The organism is Georhizobium sp. MAB10 (assembly GCF_045012825.1).
Classification (GTDB): Bacteria; Pseudomonadota; Alphaproteobacteria; order Rhizobiales; family Rhizobiaceae; genus Georhizobium; species Georhizobium profundi.
The window spans coordinates 2,341,190-2,362,190 of the sequence record NZ_CP118314.1 but is presented as its reverse complement, the minus strand read 5'-3'; the positions used below and the strand labels follow the sequence as shown (position 1 = coordinate 2,362,190).

Here is a 21,001-nt window from a genome sequence, read left to right as displayed (position 1 = left end):
ACATCGATGGGACCCTCCTGGGCGTGCGCGGCCCCAGCCACAAGCAGACCCAGGCAAAGCAGCGCCCCGCTCGCGCTTATCCATGGAAGTTGTTTCACGACACGCTCCGACTTTGCGCCTGCAACTTCGAGAAGCATCTCACAGCCAGTTTCGACCGCCTTGACGCGCGTCAATGGCCGGTACGTCGCAGACGGCGCATGAGCGCCGGTTTTTTAGGCTGCTTTGAAGAATCGCTTCGACGGCGCTCGACCGCAGGCCGACCGCGCCGCGGTCGCGGGAAAGCCACGGGCGGCGGCGACCGACATCAAGAAGCGCATCGAGGATGTCTTCAAGCGCGATGCCGAACTGGAGGCCCAAACGATCCGGGTCGACGTTCACGACGGAAGAGTGACGCTGGAGGGCCATGTGAAAGTGTGGACCGACCGGCAGGCCGCTGAACGCGCCGCATGGTCGGCGCCGGGCGTGACGGCCGTTGAGGACCGCATCACCCTGGCCTGACGCATCGGTCAGCCCGTCGGGCGACCGGCCAATACCGCGTACGACCTTCGTGTCGCCGGCAGCCCGGCGCTAAAGCCGGACACCGCAAGCGGCCAGACATATTACATCCGCAGGCCCTGGCTCCGCGCCGCAAAAGTCAATTTGTTGCCCCCCGCGAACATCTGTTTCGACCGCCGCTGGCACCGCTTCGTAAGATCGGGCAGCCCTTCAAACCATCCGCGGGCACGGGTGGAGATCGGAGCGACCCGCCACAGGTCAGGTTTGAGATAGTGCACTCTCAGTTCCGGCAGCGTTTCGGTCTCGATCGTTAAGCTCATGAAGCTCAGGAAATCGTTGGAGATTTGGGCCAACCGTCCGGAAACGTTCCAGATCGAAGACTGGAATATTGAAGCAATTCGACCACAAGCGGTTTTCCTTCAGCTGGCCGTTTCGCCCATCTGCCTCATTGCGACCAACCAGGATTTGCGCTTCTGGACACTCACGCCGTCCACCATGCCGAACAACGACTCCCGTACGGGCTTGATCCCGACGAAGCTGAGCACGTTGCGCCTAAAGCCGGCGATGCCGTGGCCGAGATACCAAAAGCGGTAGAAGAGCGCTGGCATCCCCATCGTCACCACCACCCGGGCACTGCGGCCGTCGAGCAAGGTCTTTGCGAAGCCCGGCTTGCCTTTCTCAGGATAGGCGAAGGCCAATCCTGGCCGCATCACCTGTTCGAGGAAACCCTTCAGCAGCGCTGGCATGGTACCGAGCCAGAGGGGAAAGATAAAGACGAGGTGGTCGGCGTCCTGGATTGCCCGAGCGGCGTCCACCAGGGTCGGCGGCGGAGAAGAGGCTTCAAACTCTGCCGCGGAGCGCAGCAGCGGAAAATCCAACGCTGCGATATCGATTACCCGGACAAGATGTCCGCCGCTTTGCGCACCCTCAGCGTAGTACTGAGCCAGCGCGCGACAGAACCGCTGGGGATTGGGGTCCGGGTGACCGACGATGATGAGGACTTTGCGCGGCATAGGCGTCCCTTAAACGTGACCACCTTGTCGTCAGTCGAACCGTTCTGCCTTGATCTCAATCAACGGCCGCCGAGAAGGAACGCTTAATCGCGCATCTCGACCATTCGTCCGTCATAGAGCGCATCGGTCGGATGAAGCACGATTTCGTCGCCTGCCTGAAGTCCGCCAATCACCTCGCCGACCTCTTCGTTCATGCGGCCGATGGCAACATCGGCTGCTTGCGCCCTGCCGTCCACGAGGCGGAAGACCTGCCAGTGGTCGCCGACGCGGAAGAGCGCGCTGATGGGGAGCAGAAGGCATCGCGGACACTCCCAGGCCACGATCTCGGCGACGACGCGAAAGCCGTGTCCGAGACCGGGCTCCGGTCGCTCAAGATCTAGGATCGCATGAACCCGCTGTTCCTCGATGCCTAGCGCGGACACCTTGGTGAAAGCGGCCGGATCGACCCGCCGCACCGCAGCGGGCAGGTGTTCCTGCCCTCCCCAACCGACGATGCGCGCCCTGGTGCCAGCTTCGATTCGCACCGCGTCGTCTGTCAGGAGATCGACGACGATTTCGAGATTGGCGGTGTCGCCGACATCCAGGATCGGCGCCCCTGGCGTGACTGCCTGCTCGCTTCGGGCGTGGATGGCCAGCACCGTTCCCGACACGGGTGCGCGCAGCTCCATGCAACACCCCTCGTCTGCGCGCGTGGCCGTCGGTTGCGTGAGGCGTGCCTCGGCGCTCGACAATTCCGCGCGACGCAGGGCAACCGTCGCCTGCGCAGCCTCAACCGCTGCCTTTTCGAGCGCGACTTCGTTGGTGAAGCGCTCCAGTGCGCTTTCGGAAATGACACCGGGCCGGAAGAGCTTCAGCGCCCTTACCTCTTCGTCTTCGGCGAGCTTCAGCGCCGTTTCTGCGCGCCGCAGATCGCCCTCCGCGATTCGAACGGCGGAAATCGCTGCCTCGCGGGCCGATCGCAGTTCGGCTTCGGACCGAAGGTCGATGAGCGGCGGATCGAGAGGATGGATCGCAGCCACGACCGTCTTGCCCGCTTCCACACGATCGCCCTCTTGGAGCGTCGCGCGGGCAAGGTGACCTGCGATGGGCACAGAGACGGTATACACATCGCGCACGCGCGTGACGCCCTCCTCGCGAACCAGCACTTCCATTGGGCCCTGCCTGACGATGGCGACATCCACCTGCACCGGCTGCTCGCGAAGCGCCCACCATGCGGCACCGGCAAGACCGAGCCCGACAAGCCCATAGACGATCCGTGTCGGCCAGCGTTTGCGCATCGCTCAATCCCTCGTCTTCAGAACGCGGACCAGATCCAGCCTGTCGATGCGCAGCCGGACCACCAGTGCCGAAAGAGCAGCGATCAGCAGCACCACGAGGCTCGCGATGGCGAAGGTCGATCGGTCGATGACAAAGGGGATGCGAAAAAGATCGCTTTCGAAGCCGCACACGACGCTCCAGGCGAAGCCCGATCCCAGCGCCCAGCCGAGTGGCTGCGCCAGGAGAACGATGATGGCGAGCTCGAGCAGAAGCACGGTCGACACCTCGCCATTGGTGAAGCCCAGCACCTTGAGGCTGGCGAGATCACGCGCGCGTTCCGACAGATGAATGCGCGCGGAGTTGTAGACCACGCCGAAGGTGATGATCACCGCAAGGCTGACATAGACCGTCGTCATGATGGCGATGTTGCGTTCGATGGTTTCCTTGAACTTGCGGCGCGCCTCGATCTGCAGCGCCACCGATCCGATGGCGGGTGTCGATTTGACCGCGGCATAAAAATCACCGAGCCGCGTGTGATCAAGCGCGACGCGCGCGCCGGTTCTTCGGGGGCCCATGCCGATGGCACGGTCGAGGGCGTCGGGCGCCATGAACACGGCCAGTCCGACATAGCTTTGGACCACCGAGACCACGGGGAGCGCGACCGTGCGTCCTGGATACTCCAGGAAATCGGCTTGGACGAGGTCGCCGACTGACAGATGCAGGATGGAGGCGACGCGTTCGGAAAGGGTCAGTCCCGTGGGCGGCGGCACCACGGGATTAAGACCACGATCGAGCACACGCACCAGATCGGCATCCGGGGCGACCGTTGCGATGACCAGCCTGCGCTGGCGGTGCCCATTGGTCAGCGTGACAGGCGCCGCGCGGAAGCTCTCCACCCTCAAGACACCGGGCAGACGCGCCACTTCCCCTGCCGATGTGCCTGTCCGCTCGCCCGAATAGATCAGCGTCGCATCCTGCCTTTCGGTGCGGAAGAAGACGTTTTCGACCATATTCGCCACGGAATCGAACGAGAATAGCGCCGTCACCAGCAAGGCGGTGGCGAACGACGTGCCGAGCGTGGTGAGGCCCGACCGCAGCGGCCAGCGCAACAGATGGCGCAGCGCCATCAGGGCGAGTTGCGACATCATCCGGCTCAGGCGCCCGCCGATCACCCGGCGATAGACCGTGGGTGCCGGGGGCTGCATCGCCACCGCAGGCGGCAGTCTCAGCACGCTCCAAATTGCCTGCGCGCCACCGCCAAGGGCGGCAACGCCGCTCACGGCAGCCGAGACGACGTACAAGTCGGCGCTTTGGCGAAATACGAGAAATGGAAAGGAAAAGAACTCGCCGTAGAGCCTGGTCAGCCCACGCCCCATGAGCGTGCCGGCGACACCTCCGATGACGATACCGGCGAGACCGATCGCAAGCGTCATCTTGGCATAATGCCAGGCCACGGCCGGTGCTCCATAGCCGACCGCCTTCATCAACCCGATCTGCTCGCGCTCCAGTGCGATGAGGCGCGCGAGGATCATGTTGACCAGAAACGCCGATACGAAGAGGAACACCGGCGGAATGACGGTCGCCATGGCGCGCAGTTGCACCAGTTCGTTATCAAGGAACGCGTGCGACGTCTGATCCTTTCGCTCGATCCCGCCGGTGCCGCCATAAGGCGCCAGCAGATCGTCGATGCGGTCGATGATCTCTGGCAGCTGGGCGTTGCGCTGGGTGCGCAGAACGAGATCATTGAACGCCCCTTGCATGCCGAAGAGCCCTTCGAGATCGTCCCGCGGCAAGTAGATGACGCCGAAGCGACGGGCTTCCGGCACCATGTCTCCCGGACCGAGCGCATAGACAAATTCCGGCGACAGGACGATCGCCGTCACGGTCAGCCGCCGCTTGCGGCCATTGAGGATCGCAGCGAAGTGGCCGCCGGGCACGAGCGCGTGTGCTTCGGCGAAGCTCGCGAGCACGGCGGCCTCGTCGCTTTCCGCCTCAGGCCACCGCCCGGCACGCAAATAAAGCCGGTTGACCGGCCCTTCGACGCTCGCCGGCAGCGAGAGAACGGTCGCGGAGGCCGGCTCTCGCATCCCTTCCATGTCGAGAATGGCGGTTCTTGAAATCCGCAGGTCCAGCGCCGCGACGCCGTCCAGACCTGCGAAGTCGGCCTTCAGCGAGAGCGGTGCCCTCGTGGCATGGGCGAAGACGGTGGCGAAGCGGTAGCGATCGTAAAAGGCGCTTCGCGTTTCCTCCAGCGAGCGATAGGCGCCGATCGAGAGAACGATGGTCGCGACCCCGCACGCCATCACCAGCGCAACGGCAAGCACCTGTATCCACATGCGCCGTAGATCGCGGACGAGCTTGCGGTCGAGCACTGCCATCTACCAACTCACCTGCGACACTTCCAGGCGGCTTGCGTTGCGCTGATGGTCAGCGATCCTCCCGTCCTTGAAAGTGAAGACCTGATCGGCGACCGCACGGATCACGGCGTTGTGGGTGATAATCGCGATCGTCGTTCCGATGTCGCGATTGATCCGGGTCAGCGCCTCGAGAACGATGATCCCGGTCTTGGAATCGAGGGCCCCGGTCGGCTCGTCGCAAAGCATGAGTTCCGGACGCTTGGCGATGGCGCGCGCAATGGCGACGCGTTGCTGCTCGCCGCCGGAGAGTTGCGCCGGGAAATGGTGCATCCTGTCTTTCAGGCCGACCATCGCCAACGCCTCGTCCGGCGCCATGGGCTCCGGGGCGATCTCTGTGACGAGCGCGACATTTTCCAAGGCGCTCAGGCTCGGGATGAGATTGTAGAACTGGAAGACAAAGCCGAGGTGCTCGCGGCGGTAGCGCGTCAGCGCCCGATCGCTCGCCTCCGTGAGTTCAGTCCCATTGAACCAGATACGGCCTGAGGTCGCCCTGTCCAGGCCGCCGATAAGGTTGAGCAAGGTGGATTTGCCACTTCCCGATGGTCCCAGCATGACGGCGATTTCGCCGCGCTCAAGCGACAGGTCCACGCCGCTGAGTGCCGACACGTCGACTTCGCCCGAGCGGTAGATCTTGGTCAGCTTCTCGACCCGGATGACTTCCTCGGTCACGGCGGCAGCTCCAACGAACCGCTACCATTGCGCGAACCGCCATCCCACTCATTGATCGAAGTCAGTTCTTATGGGCGCAAGCCATTGCGTCAGTTGATGGCGCAAGCGGTGCGCGGATCGAACCCTTCAAATCCCAGGCGCGGGCAATCGCACCGCTCGTCGAATTCGGATGGCGCTTCGGTGCGCTTGCATGCCGGATCCGTGCGGTATGCGTAGCCCGGCAAATCCTGGTAGTGCCGCGCTGCTTCAGTCGTGCAAGCCGACAGCGTCATGGCTGCCACAGCGATCACAATCCATCGCATGGGTGCTCTCCTCGCCTGTCCAAGGGTGCATGGTGCCATCAAACGCGCGTCGCCGCGTTGTCGTTCGTCAAGTCGCGGGTTCCTGGCGGCGCCCGCCGACGCATGCCGCGAGGACGGACGAACCCGCAGACGGCGACGCTAGGGCGATGAGGATCCCCGCCCTCGCCTTTTTCCTCTCATCCAGAGGATTGTCGACGCGGGATCGACGAGAAGATCTTCGTGGAGTGCAAGACGGAGGAAGGCATCATACAGCGCTCGGATTGGCTTTCTGTATTCCAGGACGTCGTGACAATCCTGCACAAGGACCTCGTATCCCCGATCCTGACGGCCCAACATCTTTTCTTCGAGAAAATCGAGCGCGTCCCGGACACTGCATATCTGGACCGTGACGCTTTCGTTTTGGCGCACGGACAGAGGTCTGTCGAACAAGCGATCCGCCATAGGCTTCACCTTCTGAACAAGCAGGCTGAAACCACCTCGAGTATCGCAGCCTCAATACCCGGCATTGATCTGCGTCAATTAGGCCATCGAATCTTTCAGCAATGCACAGCGACTTTCGCCGTTCAGGTACGAATTCTGATACCACGGTCGCGAAGGCCGGAAGCGCAGCGCTTCGGTTCTATCGCCCCTGCTACGTCCTGGCGGAGCCACGCCCAGCAAGGCATTTTATGCTCGTCGGCCTGTATAGTTGATGGAGCGCAGTGTGGCCCTCGCCATAGGAGCATTGCGAGGAATGTTTTCGCAAAAGGGTTTTAGGTCCGTTTGCATTCAAGCCCGGTCAAGCCCGGTCAGCCCAGGGCCGGGACGCAGAGCGCCGAGTCGCCTGGAGACCATGGCAGCCATAGAACCGGCGTTTCACGAACTCGACAAGGTCGAGATAGGCCGCCGTCATCCTACCACGCGCAACGAGAAGCAGTGGCGGAGGCGGTTGGAAGCGAAGCCAGACGCCGGCAGGCGTGAAGGGAAGCAAAGCGGCGGCCGCCACCGATCGACCGTTTCGAGCGGTATGGGAAGCTCCGAGAGGTCGTAGAGGAGGTTGTTCAGCAATATCTGCACGGGAAGCATGGGTAGAAACGGCAGGACACACCGCCCGCCATGGAGAACATGTTCCCGAAGTTCGAGCTCGTCCCCATCATCACGTATTTCATGATATTGGCGAAGGTCCGCCGCCCTTCGCGCACGCCCTTCACCAGCACGTCCAGGTCGTTTCTGAGAAGGATGCTGGACGCGGCCTCCCTCGCCACGTCGACCGCCCCTTCGACCGAGACGCCGACATCGGCCACGTGCAGCGAAGGGGCGTCGCAACCCAATAGTCCTGATCTGCAGCTTCCAACGGGTCTCGTTTGGCCCGCGCCTCGGCGAGGTCATCGGTCTTCAGCGAAGCCCGAATCAAGCCCGACGCCGTGCGTCCGTAGAGTGGGAGGAATCTCGCTGGCTCCCGCCGCCAGTAGTAATAGATGCCGCTTTGCTGGACCAGGAAACGATCTGGATCGACCTTCTGGGAGTGTCTCATCGCGCACCTGCACATCGCACAGTGTGCACAAAAGTATACCAAGCGTCAGCGCAACGACGCTTCCGACAGGCCAAAAGCCCCCATTTTCGGGGTTTCTGCGAGACCGGCTGGAGCGGGTAGCGGGAATCGAACCCGCATATTCAGCTTGGAAGGCTGCTGCTCTACCATTGAGCTATACCCGCGGGCAGTCATCAGGCGAAGTGGTGGAGAGGGCTGGATTCGAACCAGCGTAGGCTAAGCCAACGGATTTACAGTCCGCCCCTTTTAACCGCTCAGGCACCTCTCCAAACTTCGCCGGCGCCCCGCTTGGCGGGTGGCCGTTGGAGCGACGATCGCTGCCCTGGGCAAGCTCCGTCGAACCGGGGCGGGTTATGCCGGTCGGGCCGATAGCTGTCAACCGATCCCCGCGAAATTAATGCGATACGGGCAGGCGCGCCTCAAACAGCATCGGCGAAAGGCTTTGCGGCCACCTCGGCGCCGTCTATAAGCCGATCCATGACCTCAAAGAAAACAACCGGCGCAGCCGGCGGAAGCGGAGGTGGGCCGCGCGATGCGGGCTCACCCAAAGACAGTCACTATGCGCGCCTGCGCCGGGCCTACCGCGACACCAAAGCGGATGATGGCGGCCAGAAGCGTGATGCGCCGCGCAAGCGCAAGGAGGGCGCGGGCCCACCGCTGCCGCCCGACCGCGTCTATCTGTACGGCCTGCACACGGTGCGCGCCGCGCTCGACAATCCTGCCCGCACGATCCTGTCCATGCGGGTCACGCGCAACGCGCTCGCCCGTCTCGAAGTGGAGGACACGGCAAGCCTGCCCTTCCCGGTCGAGATGGTCGCTCCCGGCGCCATCGACGATCTGCTCGGCGACGATGCGATCCACCAGGGCGTCGTCGTCGAAGCGAATGCCCTGCCCTTGCGACGCCTTGCCGATCTCAAGGACAGCCCGCTTCTGCTGGTTCTCGACCAGGTGACGGACCCGCACAATGTCGGCGCCATCATGCGCAGCGCCGTTGCATTCGGGGCCGGCGCGGTCATCACCACCCAGCGTCACAGCCCGACCGAATCCGGCGTCATGGCCAAATCAGCATCCGGCGCGCTGGAACTGATCCCCTATATCCAGATCACGAATCTGGCCGACGCGATCGGCGAACTGCAGGCGCTCGGCTTCCTGACGCTCGGCCTCGATTCGGAAGCCGACGGTCCGCTGGAAGCCAAGCTCGTCGGCGAGCGGATCGCTCTCGTGCTGGGGGCAGAAGGCAAAGGCCTGCGCCAGAAGACGCGCGAGACAGTCGACGGCCTGGTGCGCCTCGACATGCCGGGTGCCATCAAGTCGCTCAACGTCTCCAACGCCGCAGCCATTGCGCTCTATGCGGCGCACCGGCATCTGCAGGCATCCTGAGCTTCTGGGCGCAGCGGAGATCGCTGCGCCAGTTTGGGGCCAAAATGTCCGCCAGCCTCAAAACTCGAAGATCTGCCGGAACACGCCCGGCGCGATCGCCGAGATCGGGTTGACCGTCAGTTGCGGCGCACTCACCTGCCCGTCCAGGCGGAACGTGATCCCGATCAAGCCCCGGTCTCGCCCGTTGCCGAGCAACGCGCCGAACAGCGGTATTTCCGCAAAAAGCCGGTTGAGGCCATAGGCCGGCATGAACGTGCCGGTCACGGCCATGTTGCCGCCTGCATCCCTGACGACGCCCTGGAACGACAGTCCGATCTCCTGGCCGCGCAGCACGCCATTTGCGACGCCCACGGTTCCGTTGCTGATCTCGATATCCGTGTAGCCACGCTCGAATCGCATGGAATTGACGTCGACCGAACTCTGGATCGCGTCGCTGACCCTCCCCGGAGCGCCGGAAGCGCGTGCCGTCACCAGTTCCTTCAGGTGATTCTCGTTGATGACGGCAAAATCTGCGATCCGCACATTTCCACGGAAAGGTCCGTCACCGGACCGTTGCAGGGCCACCTCGATTCGCCCGGCCGAGACCCGCCGGTAGAGATCAGCAAAGCGCGCTAGCGCGCCGGCATCGCCCGCCGTCAGATTCGCTCGTCCGATGCCATCGGTCTCGGCAAACGTCAGCACCGCCGCCTCGCCGCTTCCTGTTACGGCTTTCAGGTCCACCCCGGTCGGGCGACTTCCGCGGCCGGAATAGCGCACCGATACGCCGGACAGCACCTCCCCGTCAAAACCCAGCACCTGTGCGACATCGGCAGAAACGGAGACTTGCTGCGACCCGCCACCGCCAGCACCGCTTCCACCTTCGGAGCCAGCCCGCAGCTTGCGGATCAAGGGCCGCGCATCGAAGGATCGGCCCCGAACATCGATGTCGAATGCGCCACCGCTGGCCCTGGCAATGGAAACATCGAAATCGTCGCTGGTCGAAAGCCGCACATTGGATAGATCCAGTGTGGCCAACTGTCCGGCGGTCAGGCGTGCAGAGCCCCTGGCAGCGATGCCGTCGCCCGTCAGCACGATGTCGTTCAGATCGAGACCGTCATCGCGGGCGCGCATCGTCAGGCTGACTGATGCCCGCGCGCCGGGTTCCTTCTGCCATCCGATGGCAGGCGGTATCAGTCTCGCGCTCGAGAGATCGATCTCGACCTTGTCCTGGCCCGGTCCGGTCTGCTCCATTGTCAAAGTGATGGGCCCAGCGAGAAGACCGGAAAGGCCCGGCAGCAGCTCCGCCCGTTCACGGTCGCCGATCGTGCCACTGATCTTGCGGCCTGCCGTAATACCCGCATCGGGATCGAGTGGGCGGGTCACAGTGATATCGAGCGGCGCACCGTCGATCGTGGCCTTGCCTTCGAGCACCGCCTTTTGCGGGTCGACCGACAGATTGCCGTTCACCGCCGAGAGCATGCGCCCTTCCACGGGTTTTGAGACGGCAACATCGGTCAGCGCCATTTTCACGTCATAGGCGGGCACAGGCGGGTCCTGATCGCGGATCAGGCCGAAACGCGCTTGTACATGAGCGTCGATGGAACCGCTGAGATCCTCGGGCTGATAGCCGACCCGGTCGAGAACGGCGATCGGCCGATAGGAGATCAGCTCGGCCATGGCGTCGGCGCCGCCGGCGAGCTGCAGATCCATATCCGCCATCAACGGACGAAGATCGGTGCGTCTGATCGCGAATGTGCCGTTCTCGACAGCAACCGTCCGGCCCGAGGGAAAATAGGCGGTGGCCGCTTCGATATCGACTTCGAGGGCTCGCCCTCGAAAGACCACGTTCGCCTGCGTGTCGCGCAGCGGCGGAATATCACCCGCCACATGCACCCGGGGTCCGCTGACCCGCATGGAGATCTGCAGCTGATTTTCGTCCAGGTCCAGACGCCCGGGTTGCTCGGCCATGCGCCCAGCCGGGATATAGAGCCTAATCTGCCCATTGGAGCCAATGCCGCCGACCACATTGTCGATCACCCATTGGCGCGGACGCACCGCCACCCAGTGAGGCCAGAGCTGCTTGAGAGAAGCTGTGTCCAGCTGATCGAACGCACCGGCGAGGCTGATCGCGGGTGAGGACGCGCCAAATTCAATGGCGGCAGAGGCGACGACCGTCCCCGGTCCCGTATCGAGCGCGATCTCGTCGAAGATCAGCTTCCTGTCTGCCCCGAGAAATCGGGCGGAGATTTTCCCGTCCACGGCAAGCGCTGCAAACTCGGTATCCGTCGGGTCGAACATCGCCTGATCCACCACGAGCTCCGCCGCGATCCCCGCAGCGGCGTCGTCGCCGAGCCGAGACAGATCGACGAGCCCGCCACTGAACGGGATGGTCGTATCTGCGACAGTCATGCGCGACGGCAGCACCTCGATCTTGCCCTGTTCCTTGAAGTAACCGAGCCCCAGACGGCTCTCCCGAAGCGGCGAAACGATCCCGCCAAGCGTGAGGTCGCCCTCGCTGAACGACACCTGGGCCTTCAACATCGGCTGGTCGGGCCTCGGTGTCCGTCGCGCACTGAGCGAGATGTCCGTCTCGCTTTCGACGCCGAACCGTTGCCGCTGCCGCTCGATCGGCTCATCGTCCAGACTGTTCGTGAAGGCCTCGTTGCCGAAAGTGTGCAGGCCGGTGAGTCGCACGAGAATCTGTTCGAGCGTATCGGCCCGCTCGTGGCGCAGCGCCTGTCCGTCAAGCGCGATCGTCTGCCCTCCGACCATGAACGACCCGCTGAGCGTCACGTTCTCTCGATCGGACAGCGCGAGTTGCAGCTCCTCGATACGCGGAGCGTCGACAGTCCCGGTATTCGCCAATTTGGCATTGGTCAGCAGAATCGACCGTGTGCGGCTGCGCTGGAGCAGCTGGAGAGCCCGGTCCAGTGCCGCGAACGCGCTTTCCGTCAGCGGCTCCAGCGAATCGACCCGCAGCGCGCTCCAGTCCGTCGCCGGCCCACCGGCAAGCATCGTCGCGTCGAGCACGACCCCAGAAATCTCTACCTCGACCACTTTGATTTCGCCGCGCAGAAGCGGCATCGGATCGAGCAACAGCCGCACGGCCTCGACGGACGACAGCGCCTCGCCGAACGCATCGTCTCGCGCCCCGCTGGCTGCCGGCTCACGAAGTGCCAGGGGCGACCGCTGCACCGACACCGAATCGGCCTCGATCGCGATGCGCCCGTCCCGGCCGACGCGCACCGAGGCACGGTCGACCTCCACGATGGTTTCGGGACCTGCGATCGTGGCGAGCGCCGATTGGGCCCGACCGGCGAAGAGCGAATCAAAGGCGCCGAACTGCAGACCCGCGAAAACGGCGAGCAGAATGCCCGTCAAAACGCCGCTCACGAGCAGGGAAAAGCGCATCAGACGCCTGGCCCGGCTGCGTTTTGCCTTTATTTCCGCCGCATCCACGGATGCCGTGTTCGGTGATGGGTTCATGCGCTCTGTGTTGCCGATCCGCTCGTTCCTGCCAGCCCCGTTGAACCCAAACCACGCCGATTGCCACCGGCGTTCCCTGCAATGTGGCCGAAAATGCCGCTTCGGGGAAACGCTTTCGACGCGAAGTGCGGCACCATCCAAATCGAAGCGGCTGGACGGCAGGCGCTTTGACCATATATCGCGTCCATCACGCCCCCTTTCAGCATTGGAGACCATCGATGAGCGAATTGTCCGAAGGCATGCAGGCCCCCGCATTCACATTGCCGCGCGATGGCGGCGGCGACGTTTCGCTCTCCGAATTCGGCGGAAAAAAGGTCGTGCTCTATTTCTATCCGAAGGATGACACGAGCGGCTGCACCACCGAGGCCATCGCCTTCACGGCCTTGAAGCAGGATTTTGCGGATGCCGACACGGTCGTCATCGGCATGTCGCCCGACCCGGTGAAGAAGCACGACAAATTCCGCGACAAGCACAGCCTGGATGTGATTCTTGCTGCCGACGAGGACAAGTCGACGCTCGAAGCCTATGGCGTCTGGCAGGAAAAGAGCATGTACGGCAAGAAGTATATGGGCGTCGAGCGCACCACGCTTTTGATCGATCGCGACGGCAAGATCGCCCGCATTTGGCCTAAGGTGAAGGTGCCGGGTCACGCCGAAGAGGTTCTGGCTGCCGCCAAGGATCTGTAGGCAGGTGACTCAAGATATCAGCCAGGCGACGCATGCTCCTGCTTCGAAAGGAGATTATGCGGCAAGATCGCTTCGCGACGGTGCTGCACGCGCCATCGCGGCAGCCGATCTCGACGAGAAAACCTGGCTGACTCAGGAAACGGCGCGGCGCTGGCATCAGCGTCGCCTGTCGCTCTCAAGCCCGTTCGATCTTGGCGTACCCGATCGGCCGGGCCGCCCGGATCGGCCCGAACTTGTGCCGCCGACGAAGGTCCAGAGGCGCTCGCTCAACTCGGAGCGTGGCCGCATCGCGCTTCTGCATGCGATTGCCCATATCGAGCTCAACGCGATTGATCTTGCGCTCGATATTGTGGCCCGCTTCGCCGGCGCCCGCATGCCGCAGAGCTTCTTCGACGGCTGGATGCGGGTCGCCTTTGAAGAAGCCAAGCATTTCAATCTGATACGCGATCGTCTTCGCGCGCTCGGTGCGGACTATGGCGATCTGCCCGCCCATGATGGCCTTTGGCAGGCGGCGCACGACACGCGCAACGACCTGACTGCAAGGCTTGCCGTCGTGCCGCTCATCCTCGAAGCGCGCGGGCTCGACGTGACGCCCGCTCTCCAGGCCAAGATGCGCGAGTCTGGAGACATGGAAAGCGCTGCCATCCTCGACATCATCTATGAAGACGAGAAGACCCACGTGGCTGTCGGCGCGAAATGGTTCCGCTTCCTCTGCCAGCGCCAGGGCCGTGACCCGACTGCGACCTTCCAGGCATTGGTGCGCGCGAATTTCCGCGGCCCGCTGAAACCACCATTCAACGATCTGGCCCGAGCCGAAGCCGGGCTCTCGCCCTCGTTCTATCGGGCTTTGACCGCGACCAGCATGTCCTGAAACACCAATCCGGCCAAACTGCCCCGCCGGAAAGGGGGTGTTAACCTTAACATTGTCTAATAGCCGTCATTGGTCTGGCAGCGGCAGAGGCAGCACCTTGGCGCAATCGCAAAAAGTTTCAGCGTTCGGTCGGCGCAAGACGGAGCACACGCTCATTCTCGCAAGCGGCGAACGCATTCGCCACATGACGATCCGTCCCTGGGTCGTGGGCCTCGCTGGCTGCGCTGCCGCGCTTCTGCTCGGCGGCTACTTCGTCGCGACCACCTATCTCATTCTCCGCGACGATCTGATCGGCGCCTCCGTTGCGCGTCAGGCGCGCATCCAGCACGTCTATGAGGACCGCATCGCGGCGCTGCGTGCCCAGGTCGATCGTGTCACCAGCCGCCAGATGCTGGATCAGCGTATGATGGAAGACCAGGTCGAGAAGCTGATGGCGCACCAGGCGGCGCTGTCCTCGCGCCATGGCCGGCTCGATGCGATCCTGGAGCGCGCGGGCGATGCCGTTGCGCCCGAGATCGAAGCGCCCTTGCCGACCCCGCGTCCTGACGGTCCGGCACGCCGCGCTGCCCTTTCCGGATCGGGCGATGCGCTCGATGCGATCGCCATGATCACCGACAGCACGACCACGGCAACCACTCCGCCAAGCAGCAGGGTGAGTGCCTATGCTCCGACGGCGCGCAGCCAGGCGGATCGCTCCGACCGGCTGTTCCTCGAATTGCGCTCCTCCCTGGACGACCTCGAAACCGAGCAGATGCGGAAGGTGCGTGCCTTGGCGGCCAACGCTTCGGGCACCGCCGAAGCGATTGCCGGCATCCTACGCAACACGGGCCTCGATGTTCCGCTGAACGATGAAACGGCCATGGGTGGCCCCTATCTGCCCCGGCGTGGCGGCGGCGCATTCGACGCGACGCTCGACGAGCTCGACCTCGCTCTGAACCGTTTGGACATGATCCGCGACCATGCAGCGCGCATGCCGCTCGGCAACCCGGCAGAAGGCCATCCCATCACCAGCCGTTACGGCACGCGGCGCGATCCGTTCTTTCGGCGCGCTGCCTTCCATGCGGGCATCGATTTCCGCGTCGCCAAAGGTGAATCGATCGAAGCTGCCGGCAGCGGCACGGTCATCGGCGCAGGCCGGCGCGGCGGCTACGGCAAGATGGTGGAGATCGACCATGGCGAAGGCGTCGTCACCCGCTACGCCCATTTGTCCGACATTCTCGTATCGGAGGGCCAGACCGTTTCGCGTGGCGACTTGATCGGCCGTGCTGGTAGTACCGGCCGCTCCACCGGTCCGCATCTCCACTATGAGGTTCGCTTCCATGACGAGCCGGTCGATCCGGCGCGCTTCCTCCAGGCAGGCGCATCGCTGGAGCCGCTTCTGGCCGCACGGTAACCATCCGTGCGCCGAAAGGGCGCACGAAGTGCCTGCAATGCCTGCCTTCCTTGACTTTCCGCCGTATAGGGCCTATGTGCCCGCTCATCCAGGCGTCATTGCCGCTTGAGCGCTTAGCGCTGCCAGGTGCGAACTTCATGTGTTTGCGCCACTGTCCGCACACATAGATGTCAGCCCGATCCTAAGAGATCAGAACGGAAACAAGTTTCCCCTTGACCAAATTCTCCGAACTTGGCCTGAGCCAGAAAGTCCTCTCCGCAGTCACCGACGCGGGCTATAGCGAACCCACACCGATTCAGGAAGGGGCCATTCCACCGGCCTTGGAACGACGCGACGTTCTCGGCATCGCTCAGACGGGAACCGGCAAGACCGCTTCTTTCGTTCTGCCGATGCTGACGCTGCTGGAAAAGGGCCGCGCCCGGGCGCGCATGCCGCGCACGCTCATTCTTGAGCCGACGCGCGAACTGGCTGCGCAGGTTGCCGAGAATTTCGAGAAGTACGGCAAGAACCACAAGCTCAATGTCGCGCTCCTGATCGGCGGCGTTTCCTTCGATGAGCAGGATCGCAAGCTGGAACGTGGCGCAGACGTTCTCATCTGCACCCCCGGCCGCCTGCTCGACCATTGCGAGCGCGGCAAGCTGCTCATGAGCGGTGTCGAAGTCCTCGTCATCGACGAAGCCGACCGCATGCTCGACATGGGCTTCATCCCAGACATCGAGCGCATCGTGAAGCTCATTCCGTTTACGCGCCAGACCCTGTTTTTCTCGGCCACCATGCCGCCGGAAATCCAGAAGCTTGCCGACAATTTCCTGCAGAACCCGGTCCGCGTCGAAGTCTCGACCCGCTCGTCCACGGCCACGACCGTTACGCAGCGTCTCGTTGCCTGCGGCAACAAGGATTTCGAGAAGCGTTCGGCATTGCGCGACTTGATCCGCGCCCAAGACGACCTCAAGAACGCGATCATCTTCTGCAACCGCAAGCGCGATGTTGCCGATCTCTTCCGCTCGCTCGCCCGCCACGAATTCTCGGCAGGCGCTTTGCACGGCGATATGGACCAGCGGTCCCGCACGACGATGCTGCACAACTTCCGCGAAGGAAAGCTGCAGCTTCTCGTGGCCTCCGACGTCGCCGCACGCGGGCTCGACATTCCGGATGTGAGCCACGTCTTCAATTTCGACGTGCCGATCCATGCCGAAGACTACGTCCATCGCATCGGCCGCACCGGTCGTGCCGGCCGGTCCGGGAAGGCCTTCACGCTCGTGACCAAGCGCGAGGCGAAGTACACGGACGCGATCGAAAAGCTGATCGATCAGAAGATCGAGTGGCTCGATGGTGACATCTCGACCATCGTGCAGTCACCGGACGAAGACGATCGGCGCGGTCGCGCCAAGTCTTCCGGTCGCAAGGAACGCTCTGGCCGCAAGTCGGACGGCCCACGCACCCGTCCTGCCCGCGAGGAAGCATTGATCGAGGCCGCCGCCGAACTGGCAGCCGCCCCCACACCAGCTGTCCAGGAACAGGCGGCAGCGCCGATTGCGGAACGGGCGCCGGCAGAACGCGCTCCTGTCGAGCGTACGCCTGTTGCGGAAGAGACTGTTCGTCCCCAGCGGCAGGATGCCGCTAATGACGACCGTCGTAACCGCGGTCGCGACAATGCCCGCGATAATGCTCGGGACAACAACCAGCGCCGCCGTTCGCAGCGTGACGACGAGTTCACGCCTGTCGGCTTCGGCGACGACATTCCCGCTTTCATGACAATCGCCGCTCGCGCCTGAACGGCCGCACTTCGATGCGAAGGGCCGCGATTCTGGTCATAGCCGCCGGTTTGCTCGGTGCGGCCGGCGTCGCGCTTGCAGCCGCCGCGTCGCACGGCGGTGAGCCTCGCCTTCTTGCAAGCGCCGCTGCGCTGTCGCTTGCACACGCGCCTGCTCTTCTTGGGATCGCTTCCCTTTCCGAAAAATCGCGCCTGTTGCTGCCCGCTGGCCTTCTGCTCGCGCTCGGCACCATACTGTTTGCAGCCGACCTCACGCTGCGTGCCACGGCAGGCAGCGCGCTCTTTCCGATGTCCGCACCCATCGGCGGCTTCGGGATGATCGCCGGCTGGGTCGTCGTTGCGATCGCCGGACTGGTGATGGCGACGCGCCGCGGCTGACAATCCACCTCTGGCGGTTGCGTCTGCGCGCGTGTCGGTCTATCGAGTGCCGTCAATCCGGGCGTTTGCTACCCGGATCGCCGGACCGGGCATGATGGTGCAGGCCGAGGAGGAGCGGCTGCGCAGTTTGCCGCTCACCCATGCCTGCCGTCAAACCCGGTCTCAAGCTCTCAACTTCTTGGTTCAGAGGCTGAACTAATGTCGTTCCTAGCCGCGATCGTTAAGGCGATCGGCCGTTTCAACGGCTTTCTCGGTCAGATCCTTGCCTGGCTCTCGCTCGGCATCGTGCTGGTCTGCTTCACCGTCGTCGTCCAGCGCTATCTCTTCTCCACATCGCTGATCTGGATGCAGGATCTCTATGTCTGGTTGAATGGCGCCATGTTCATGGGCATCGCTGGCTTCGCGCTCCTGCGCGACGACCACGTCCGTGTCGACATCTTCTATCGGCCGGCTACCATCCAGAGAAAGGCGATGATCGATCTCTTCGGCGTCGTCGTGTTCCTGCTGCCCTTCTGCTACGTCGTCATTCTCTACAGCTGGACTTACGTGATGCGCTCGTGGAGCCTTGGCGAAGGATCGGCCAATTTCGGCGGCATGCCCGGCCTCTACATTCTGAAGTCCTTCATCTTCGTCTTCGCCGGTGTCGTGGCGCTCCAGGGCCTCGCCATGGCCGGGCGCAGCATCCTCGTTCTGTCCGGACGGGAAGAACTTTTGCCCGCAGATCTGCGGTATCGCCTTCCGGGCGAAGGGGAGTAATCGACAATGGATCCTGTACTGATCGGCGAGATTCTCGCCGGGGCGATGTTCTTCGGCATCATCGGCGTGCTGATGCTGGGCTTCCCGGTCGCCTTCACGCTTGCCGGCGTGTCGCTCATTTTCGGCCTGGTCGGCATGTTCTTCGGCGTGTTCGATCCATCGAATTTTGGCTCGCTCGCCAGCCGCTACCTCGGCTTCATGACGAACGAGGTCCTCGTCGCTGTCCCGCTCTTCATCTTCATGGGCGTGATGCTCGAACGATCGGGCATCGCCGAACAGCTTCTCCTGACCATGGGCAAGCTCTTCGGAAATCTGCGCGGCGGGCTCGGCATTTCCGTGATCCTCGTCGGCGCGCTGCTCGCGGCATCCACCGGCGTCGTCGGTGCAACCGTCGTCACCATGGGCCTCATCTCGCTGCCGGCCATGCTGCGCGCTGGCTATGACCCCAAGCTCGCATCCGGCGTCATCTGTGCATCGGGCACGCTCGGCCAGATCATCCCGCCATCGACCGTGCTGATCTTCATGGGCGACATGCTGTCGGGCATCAACGCCCAGGTGCAGATGGCCAAGGGCAACTTCGCCCCCGCCCCCGTTTCGGTCGGCGACCTCTTCGCCGGCGCCATCATCCCGGGCATCATGCTCGTCGGTCTCTATCTGCTGTGGATGGTCTTCAAGGCGATCACGGCGCCTGAAAGCTGCCCGGCAACGCCGGTGCCGGCCGAGGAGAAGAAGGACCTCTGGAAAGAAGTCATCACCGCGCTCGTGCCGCCGCTCATGCTGATCATTGCCGTGCTCGGCTCGATCCTCGGCGGCATCGCAACGCCGACGGAGGCAGCCTCGGTCGGCGCCATCGGCGCAACGATCCTTGCAGCACTGCGCTGGCGTCTGTCGTTCCAGGTCCTGCGCGAAGTCACGATCTCCACCGCAACCATCACCTCGATGGTGTTCATCATCTTGCTCGGCGCATCCGTGTTCTCGATCGTCTTCCGCCTCATGGGCGGCGACAATCTGGTCCACGACATCCTGACCGCCCTGCCCGGCGGCGTCTATGGCGCGCTCATCGTCGTCATGCTGATGATGTTCGTGCTCGGCTTCATCCTGGATACATTCGAGATCATCTTCATCATCGTGCCGATCACGGCACCGGTGCTGCTCAATCTCGGTGTTGATCCCGTCTGGCTCGGCGTCTTGATCGGCGTCAACCTGCAGACCAGCTTCCTGACGCCGCCCTTCGGCTTTGCGCTCTTCTATCTGCGCGGCGTGGCACCCAACCGGGTCACCACGGGCATGATCTATCGCGGCGTCATCCCGTTCGTCGGGCTGCAGGTCGTGGCGATCGCGTTGCTGTTCATCTTTCCGGAGCTGGCCACCTGGCTGCCGCGCTGGATCTACAGCTGATCCCGAAGCCGCGGTCTTTCCGCCGAACAAAAAAAGCCCGGAGCAGAACGCTCCGGGCTTTTCTGTTTGGTCAGATGAGCGCGTGGGCGCTCAGATCTGGAAGTACTTTTCGCGTGCCTGGATGAAGAGCGAGTCGGTGCCCTGGGTCTTCTGGCGAACGATGTTGAGCGCCGAGATGAAGCTCTCGGCGGTCTTCTTTGTCAGCTCATCTCCCGAATCGCGCAGACCCGTCAGGATCTCGGTGGCGGCCTGTGCACCGGCTTCCATGATCTCCTCGGGGAACTGGCGGATCTGGACGCCGTGGTCGTTGACCAGCGTCTGCAGCGCGCGCGGGTCGTTGGCGGCGAAATCGGCCGCAACGGCATCGTACTCGGCCTGGCAGCAATCACGGATGATCGCCTGCAGGTCGGCCGGCAGTGCCGTGTACTTGGCCTTGTCGACGACGAGCTCGGTTGCGAGGCCCGGCTCGATGAAGCTCGGGAAGTAGTAGTTCTTGGCGATCTGATAGAAGCCGAGCGCGAGGTCGTTGTAAGGACCGACGAACTCAGCAGCGTCGAGCGTGCCCGACTGCAGCGCCTGGAAGATCTCGCCTGCTGCCATGTTGGTGACGGAAGCGCCGAGACGTTCCCAAACCTGACCGCCGAGGCCGGGTGTGCGGAAACGAAGGCCCTGAACGTCTGCGACGCCCGTCAGCTCGTTGCGGAACCAGCCACCGGCCTGCGTGCCCGTGTCGCCGGACAGGAAGCCCTGCACGCCGTACTGGTCATAGATCTCATCCCAGATTTCCTGGCCACCGAGGTAGCGCACCCAACCGGTCAGCTCGCGCGAGGTCATGCCGAACGGAACGCCGGTAAAGAAGTTCAAAGCCTGGCTCTTGTTCTGCCAGTAATAGGCAGCGCCGTGGCTCATCTCAGCCGACCCGTCGATGACAGCGTCGAGCGACTGCAGCGGCGGGACAAGCTCGCCTGCCGAGTAGAGCTGGATTGTCAGACGGCCGCCCGAAGCGGCGGTGATGCGGTCGGCAAGGCGCTGTGCGCCGACACCGAGACCAGGAAAGTTCTTCGGCCACGTGGTGACCATGCGCCAGGTCTGATTTTCCTGAGCGATGGCCGGCGCTGCAAGCACCGAGCTTGCAGCGACGCCAACACCGGCAAATCCAGCCTTGGTGATGAATGAACGGCGATCCATTGGGTTTTCCTCCACTGTCTATACCCGA

The 21,001-nt window shown here is 63.5% G+C and carries 17 protein-coding genes, 2 tRNA genes and 1 pseudogene; 9 read left to right on the top strand and 11 right to left on the bottom strand.

Annotated elements, in window-relative coordinates:
• Nucleotides 1-222 precede the first annotated feature (222 nt).
• A complete protein-coding gene (locus tag PU133_RS11040; RefSeq protein ID WP_404861754.1) occupies nt 223-498 on the top strand; it encodes a BON domain-containing protein in 276 nt (91 codons plus the stop codon).
• Nucleotides 499-914: 416 nt separating this feature from the next.
• On the opposite strand, the gene PU133_RS11035 is transcribed toward PU133_RS11040, so the two are convergent.
• The 9 genes and pseudogenes from PU133_RS11035 to PU133_RS10995 all read right to left on the bottom strand — a co-directional run bounded on the left by PU133_RS11035 (nt 915) and on the right by PU133_RS10995 (nt 7,952).
• Nucleotides 915-1,508, bottom strand: a complete 594-nt coding sequence (locus tag PU133_RS11035) for an NAD(P)H-dependent oxidoreductase (protein ID WP_404861753.1) — start codon at nt 1,506-1,508, stop codon at nt 915-917.
• An 83-nt stretch (nt 1,509-1,591) separates the two neighbouring features.
• Nucleotides 1,592-2,785, bottom strand: coding sequence for an efflux RND transporter periplasmic adaptor subunit (locus tag PU133_RS11030; RefSeq protein WP_404861752.1), 1,194 nt, complete (start codon nt 2,783-2,785; stop codon nt 1,592-1,594).
• Between the two features lie 3 nt (nt 2,786-2,788).
• Nucleotides 2,789-5,143, bottom strand: a complete 2,355-nt coding sequence (locus tag PU133_RS11025; protein ID WP_404861751.1) for an ABC transporter permease — start codon at nt 5,141-5,143, stop codon at nt 2,789-2,791.
• Entirely contained in the window at nt 5,144-5,851 is a 708-nt protein-coding gene (locus PU133_RS11020; RefSeq protein ID WP_245451277.1) for an ABC transporter ATP-binding protein, read from the bottom strand.
• A gap of 89 nt (nt 5,852-5,940) precedes the next feature.
• Nucleotides 5,941-6,153, bottom strand: coding sequence for a hypothetical protein (locus PU133_RS11015; RefSeq protein WP_404861750.1), 213 nt, complete (start codon nt 6,151-6,153; stop codon nt 5,941-5,943).
• A gap of 987 nt (nt 6,154-7,140) precedes the next feature.
• Nucleotides 7,141-7,454 (bottom strand): annotated as a pseudogene (locus PU133_RS11010) (magnesium-translocating P-type ATPase); the annotation flags it as partial.
• On the bottom strand, nt 7,340-7,666 hold the full coding sequence (locus PU133_RS11005; protein WP_404861749.1) for a DUF6538 domain-containing protein: 327 nt from the start codon (nt 7,664-7,666) through the stop codon (nt 7,340-7,342). The gene PU133_RS11005 and the pseudogene PU133_RS11010, both read right to left, overlap by 115 nt.
• A 108-nt stretch (nt 7,667-7,774) precedes the next feature.
• Nucleotides 7,775-7,848: transfer RNA gene (locus PU133_RS11000), tRNA-Gly, on the bottom strand.
• A gap of 19 nt (nt 7,849-7,867) precedes the next feature.
• Nucleotides 7,868-7,952: transfer RNA gene (locus tag PU133_RS10995), tRNA-Tyr, on the bottom strand.
• Nucleotides 7,953-8,161: 209 nt separating this feature from the next.
• Here PU133_RS10995 and rlmB point away from each other — a divergent pair.
• A complete protein-coding gene (rlmB, locus tag PU133_RS10990) occupies nt 8,162-9,064 on the top strand; it encodes a 23S rRNA (guanosine(2251)-2'-O)-methyltransferase RlmB (protein ID WP_126010207.1) in 903 nt (300 codons plus the stop codon).
• A gap of 57 nt (nt 9,065-9,121) precedes the next feature.
• Here the strand turns inward: rlmB and PU133_RS10985 are convergent, their stop codons facing one another.
• On the bottom strand, nt 9,122-12,745 hold the full coding sequence (locus PU133_RS10985) for a DUF3971 domain-containing protein (protein ID WP_404861748.1): 3,624 nt from the start codon (nt 12,743-12,745) through the stop codon (nt 9,122-9,124).
• 2 nt (nt 12,746-12,747) lie between these two features.
• On the opposite strand from PU133_RS10985, the gene PU133_RS10980 reads away from it, so the two are divergent.
• The 7 genes from PU133_RS10980 (at nt 12,748) to PU133_RS10950 (ending at nt 19,785) form a co-directional block, all read left to right on the top strand.
• Nucleotides 12,748-13,215 (top strand): peroxiredoxin, encoded by a 468-nt coding sequence (locus tag PU133_RS10980; protein WP_126010205.1) that lies wholly within the window; start codon nt 12,748-12,750, stop codon nt 13,213-13,215.
• A 16-nt stretch (nt 13,216-13,231) separates the two neighbouring features.
• Nucleotides 13,232-14,086 carry a ferritin-like domain-containing protein gene (locus PU133_RS10975; RefSeq protein WP_404864513.1) on the top strand — a complete coding sequence of 285 codons (855 nt, stop codon included), beginning with the start codon at nt 13,232-13,234 and terminating at the stop codon, nt 14,084-14,086.
• 97 nt (nt 14,087-14,183) lie between these two features.
• A complete protein-coding gene (locus PU133_RS10970; RefSeq protein ID WP_404861747.1) occupies nt 14,184-15,479 on the top strand; it encodes a peptidoglycan DD-metalloendopeptidase family protein in 1,296 nt (431 codons plus the stop codon).
• Nucleotides 15,480-15,691: 212 nt separating this feature from the next.
• Nucleotides 15,692-17,254 carry a DEAD/DEAH box helicase gene (locus PU133_RS10965; RefSeq protein ID WP_404861746.1) on the top strand — a complete coding sequence of 521 codons (1,563 nt, stop codon included), beginning with the start codon at nt 15,692-15,694 and terminating at the stop codon, nt 17,252-17,254.
• A 14-nt stretch (nt 17,255-17,268) separates the two neighbouring features.
• Nucleotides 17,269-17,631: a DUF423 domain-containing protein gene (locus PU133_RS10960; RefSeq protein WP_404861745.1), complete on the top strand. Its 363-nt coding sequence runs from the start codon at nt 17,269-17,271 to the stop codon at nt 17,629-17,631.
• Between the two features lie 198 nt (nt 17,632-17,829).
• Nucleotides 17,830-18,387 (top strand): TRAP transporter small permease subunit, encoded by a 558-nt coding sequence (locus PU133_RS10955; RefSeq protein WP_126010202.1) that lies wholly within the window; start codon nt 17,830-17,832, stop codon nt 18,385-18,387.
• 6 nt (nt 18,388-18,393) lie between these two features.
• Nucleotides 18,394-19,785: a TRAP transporter large permease subunit gene (locus tag PU133_RS10950; protein WP_126010201.1), complete on the top strand. Its 1,392-nt coding sequence runs from the start codon at nt 18,394-18,396 to the stop codon at nt 19,783-19,785.
• Nucleotides 19,786-19,875: 90 nt separating this feature from the next.
• Here the strand turns inward: PU133_RS10950 and PU133_RS10945 are convergent, their stop codons facing one another.
• Nucleotides 19,876-20,973: a TRAP transporter substrate-binding protein gene (locus tag PU133_RS10945; protein ID WP_404861744.1), complete on the bottom strand. Its 1,098-nt coding sequence runs from the start codon at nt 20,971-20,973 to the stop codon at nt 19,876-19,878.
• Between the last annotated feature and the right edge of the window lie 28 nt (nt 20,974-21,001).

Excerpts from the sequence above, each read along its gene's own strand:
- PU133_RS10985 (WP_404861748.1), bottom strand. The coding sequence starts at position 12,745 with ATGGTCTCCAATGCTGAAAGGGGGCGTGATGGACGCGATATATGGTCA.
- PU133_RS11015 (WP_404861750.1), bottom strand. The coding sequence starts at position 6,153 with ATGCGATGGATTGTGATCGCTGTGGCAGCCATGACGCTGTCGGCTTGC.
- PU133_RS10960 (WP_404861745.1), top strand. The coding sequence starts at position 17,269 with ATGCGAAGGGCCGCGATTCTGGTCATAGCCGCCGGTTTGCTCGGTGCG.
- PU133_RS11030 (WP_404861752.1), bottom strand. The coding sequence starts at position 2,785 with ATGCGCAAACGCTGGCCGACACGGATCGTCTATGGGCTTGTCGGGCTC.
- PU133_RS10945 (WP_404861744.1), bottom strand. The coding sequence starts at position 20,973 with ATGGATCGCCGTTCATTCATCACCAAGGCTGGATTTGCCGGTGTTGGC.
- PU133_RS10950 (WP_126010201.1), top strand. The coding sequence starts at position 18,394 with ATGGATCCTGTACTGATCGGCGAGATTCTCGCCGGGGCGATGTTCTTC.
- PU133_RS11025 (WP_404861751.1), bottom strand. The coding sequence starts at position 5,143 with ATGGCAGTGCTCGACCGCAAGCTCGTCCGCGATCTACGGCGCATGTGG.
- PU133_RS10955 (WP_126010202.1), top strand. The coding sequence starts at position 17,830 with ATGTCGTTCCTAGCCGCGATCGTTAAGGCGATCGGCCGTTTCAACGGC.
- rlmB (WP_126010207.1), top strand. The coding sequence starts at position 8,162 with ATGACCTCAAAGAAAACAACCGGCGCAGCCGGCGGAAGCGGAGGTGGG.
- PU133_RS11035 (WP_404861753.1), bottom strand. The coding sequence starts at position 1,508 with ATGCCGCGCAAAGTCCTCATCATCGTCGGTCACCCGGACCCCAATCCC.
- PU133_RS11005 (WP_404861749.1), bottom strand. The coding sequence starts at position 7,666 with ATGAGACACTCCCAGAAGGTCGATCCAGATCGTTTCCTGGTCCAGCAA.
- PU133_RS10980 (WP_126010205.1), top strand. The coding sequence starts at position 12,748 with ATGAGCGAATTGTCCGAAGGCATGCAGGCCCCCGCATTCACATTGCCG.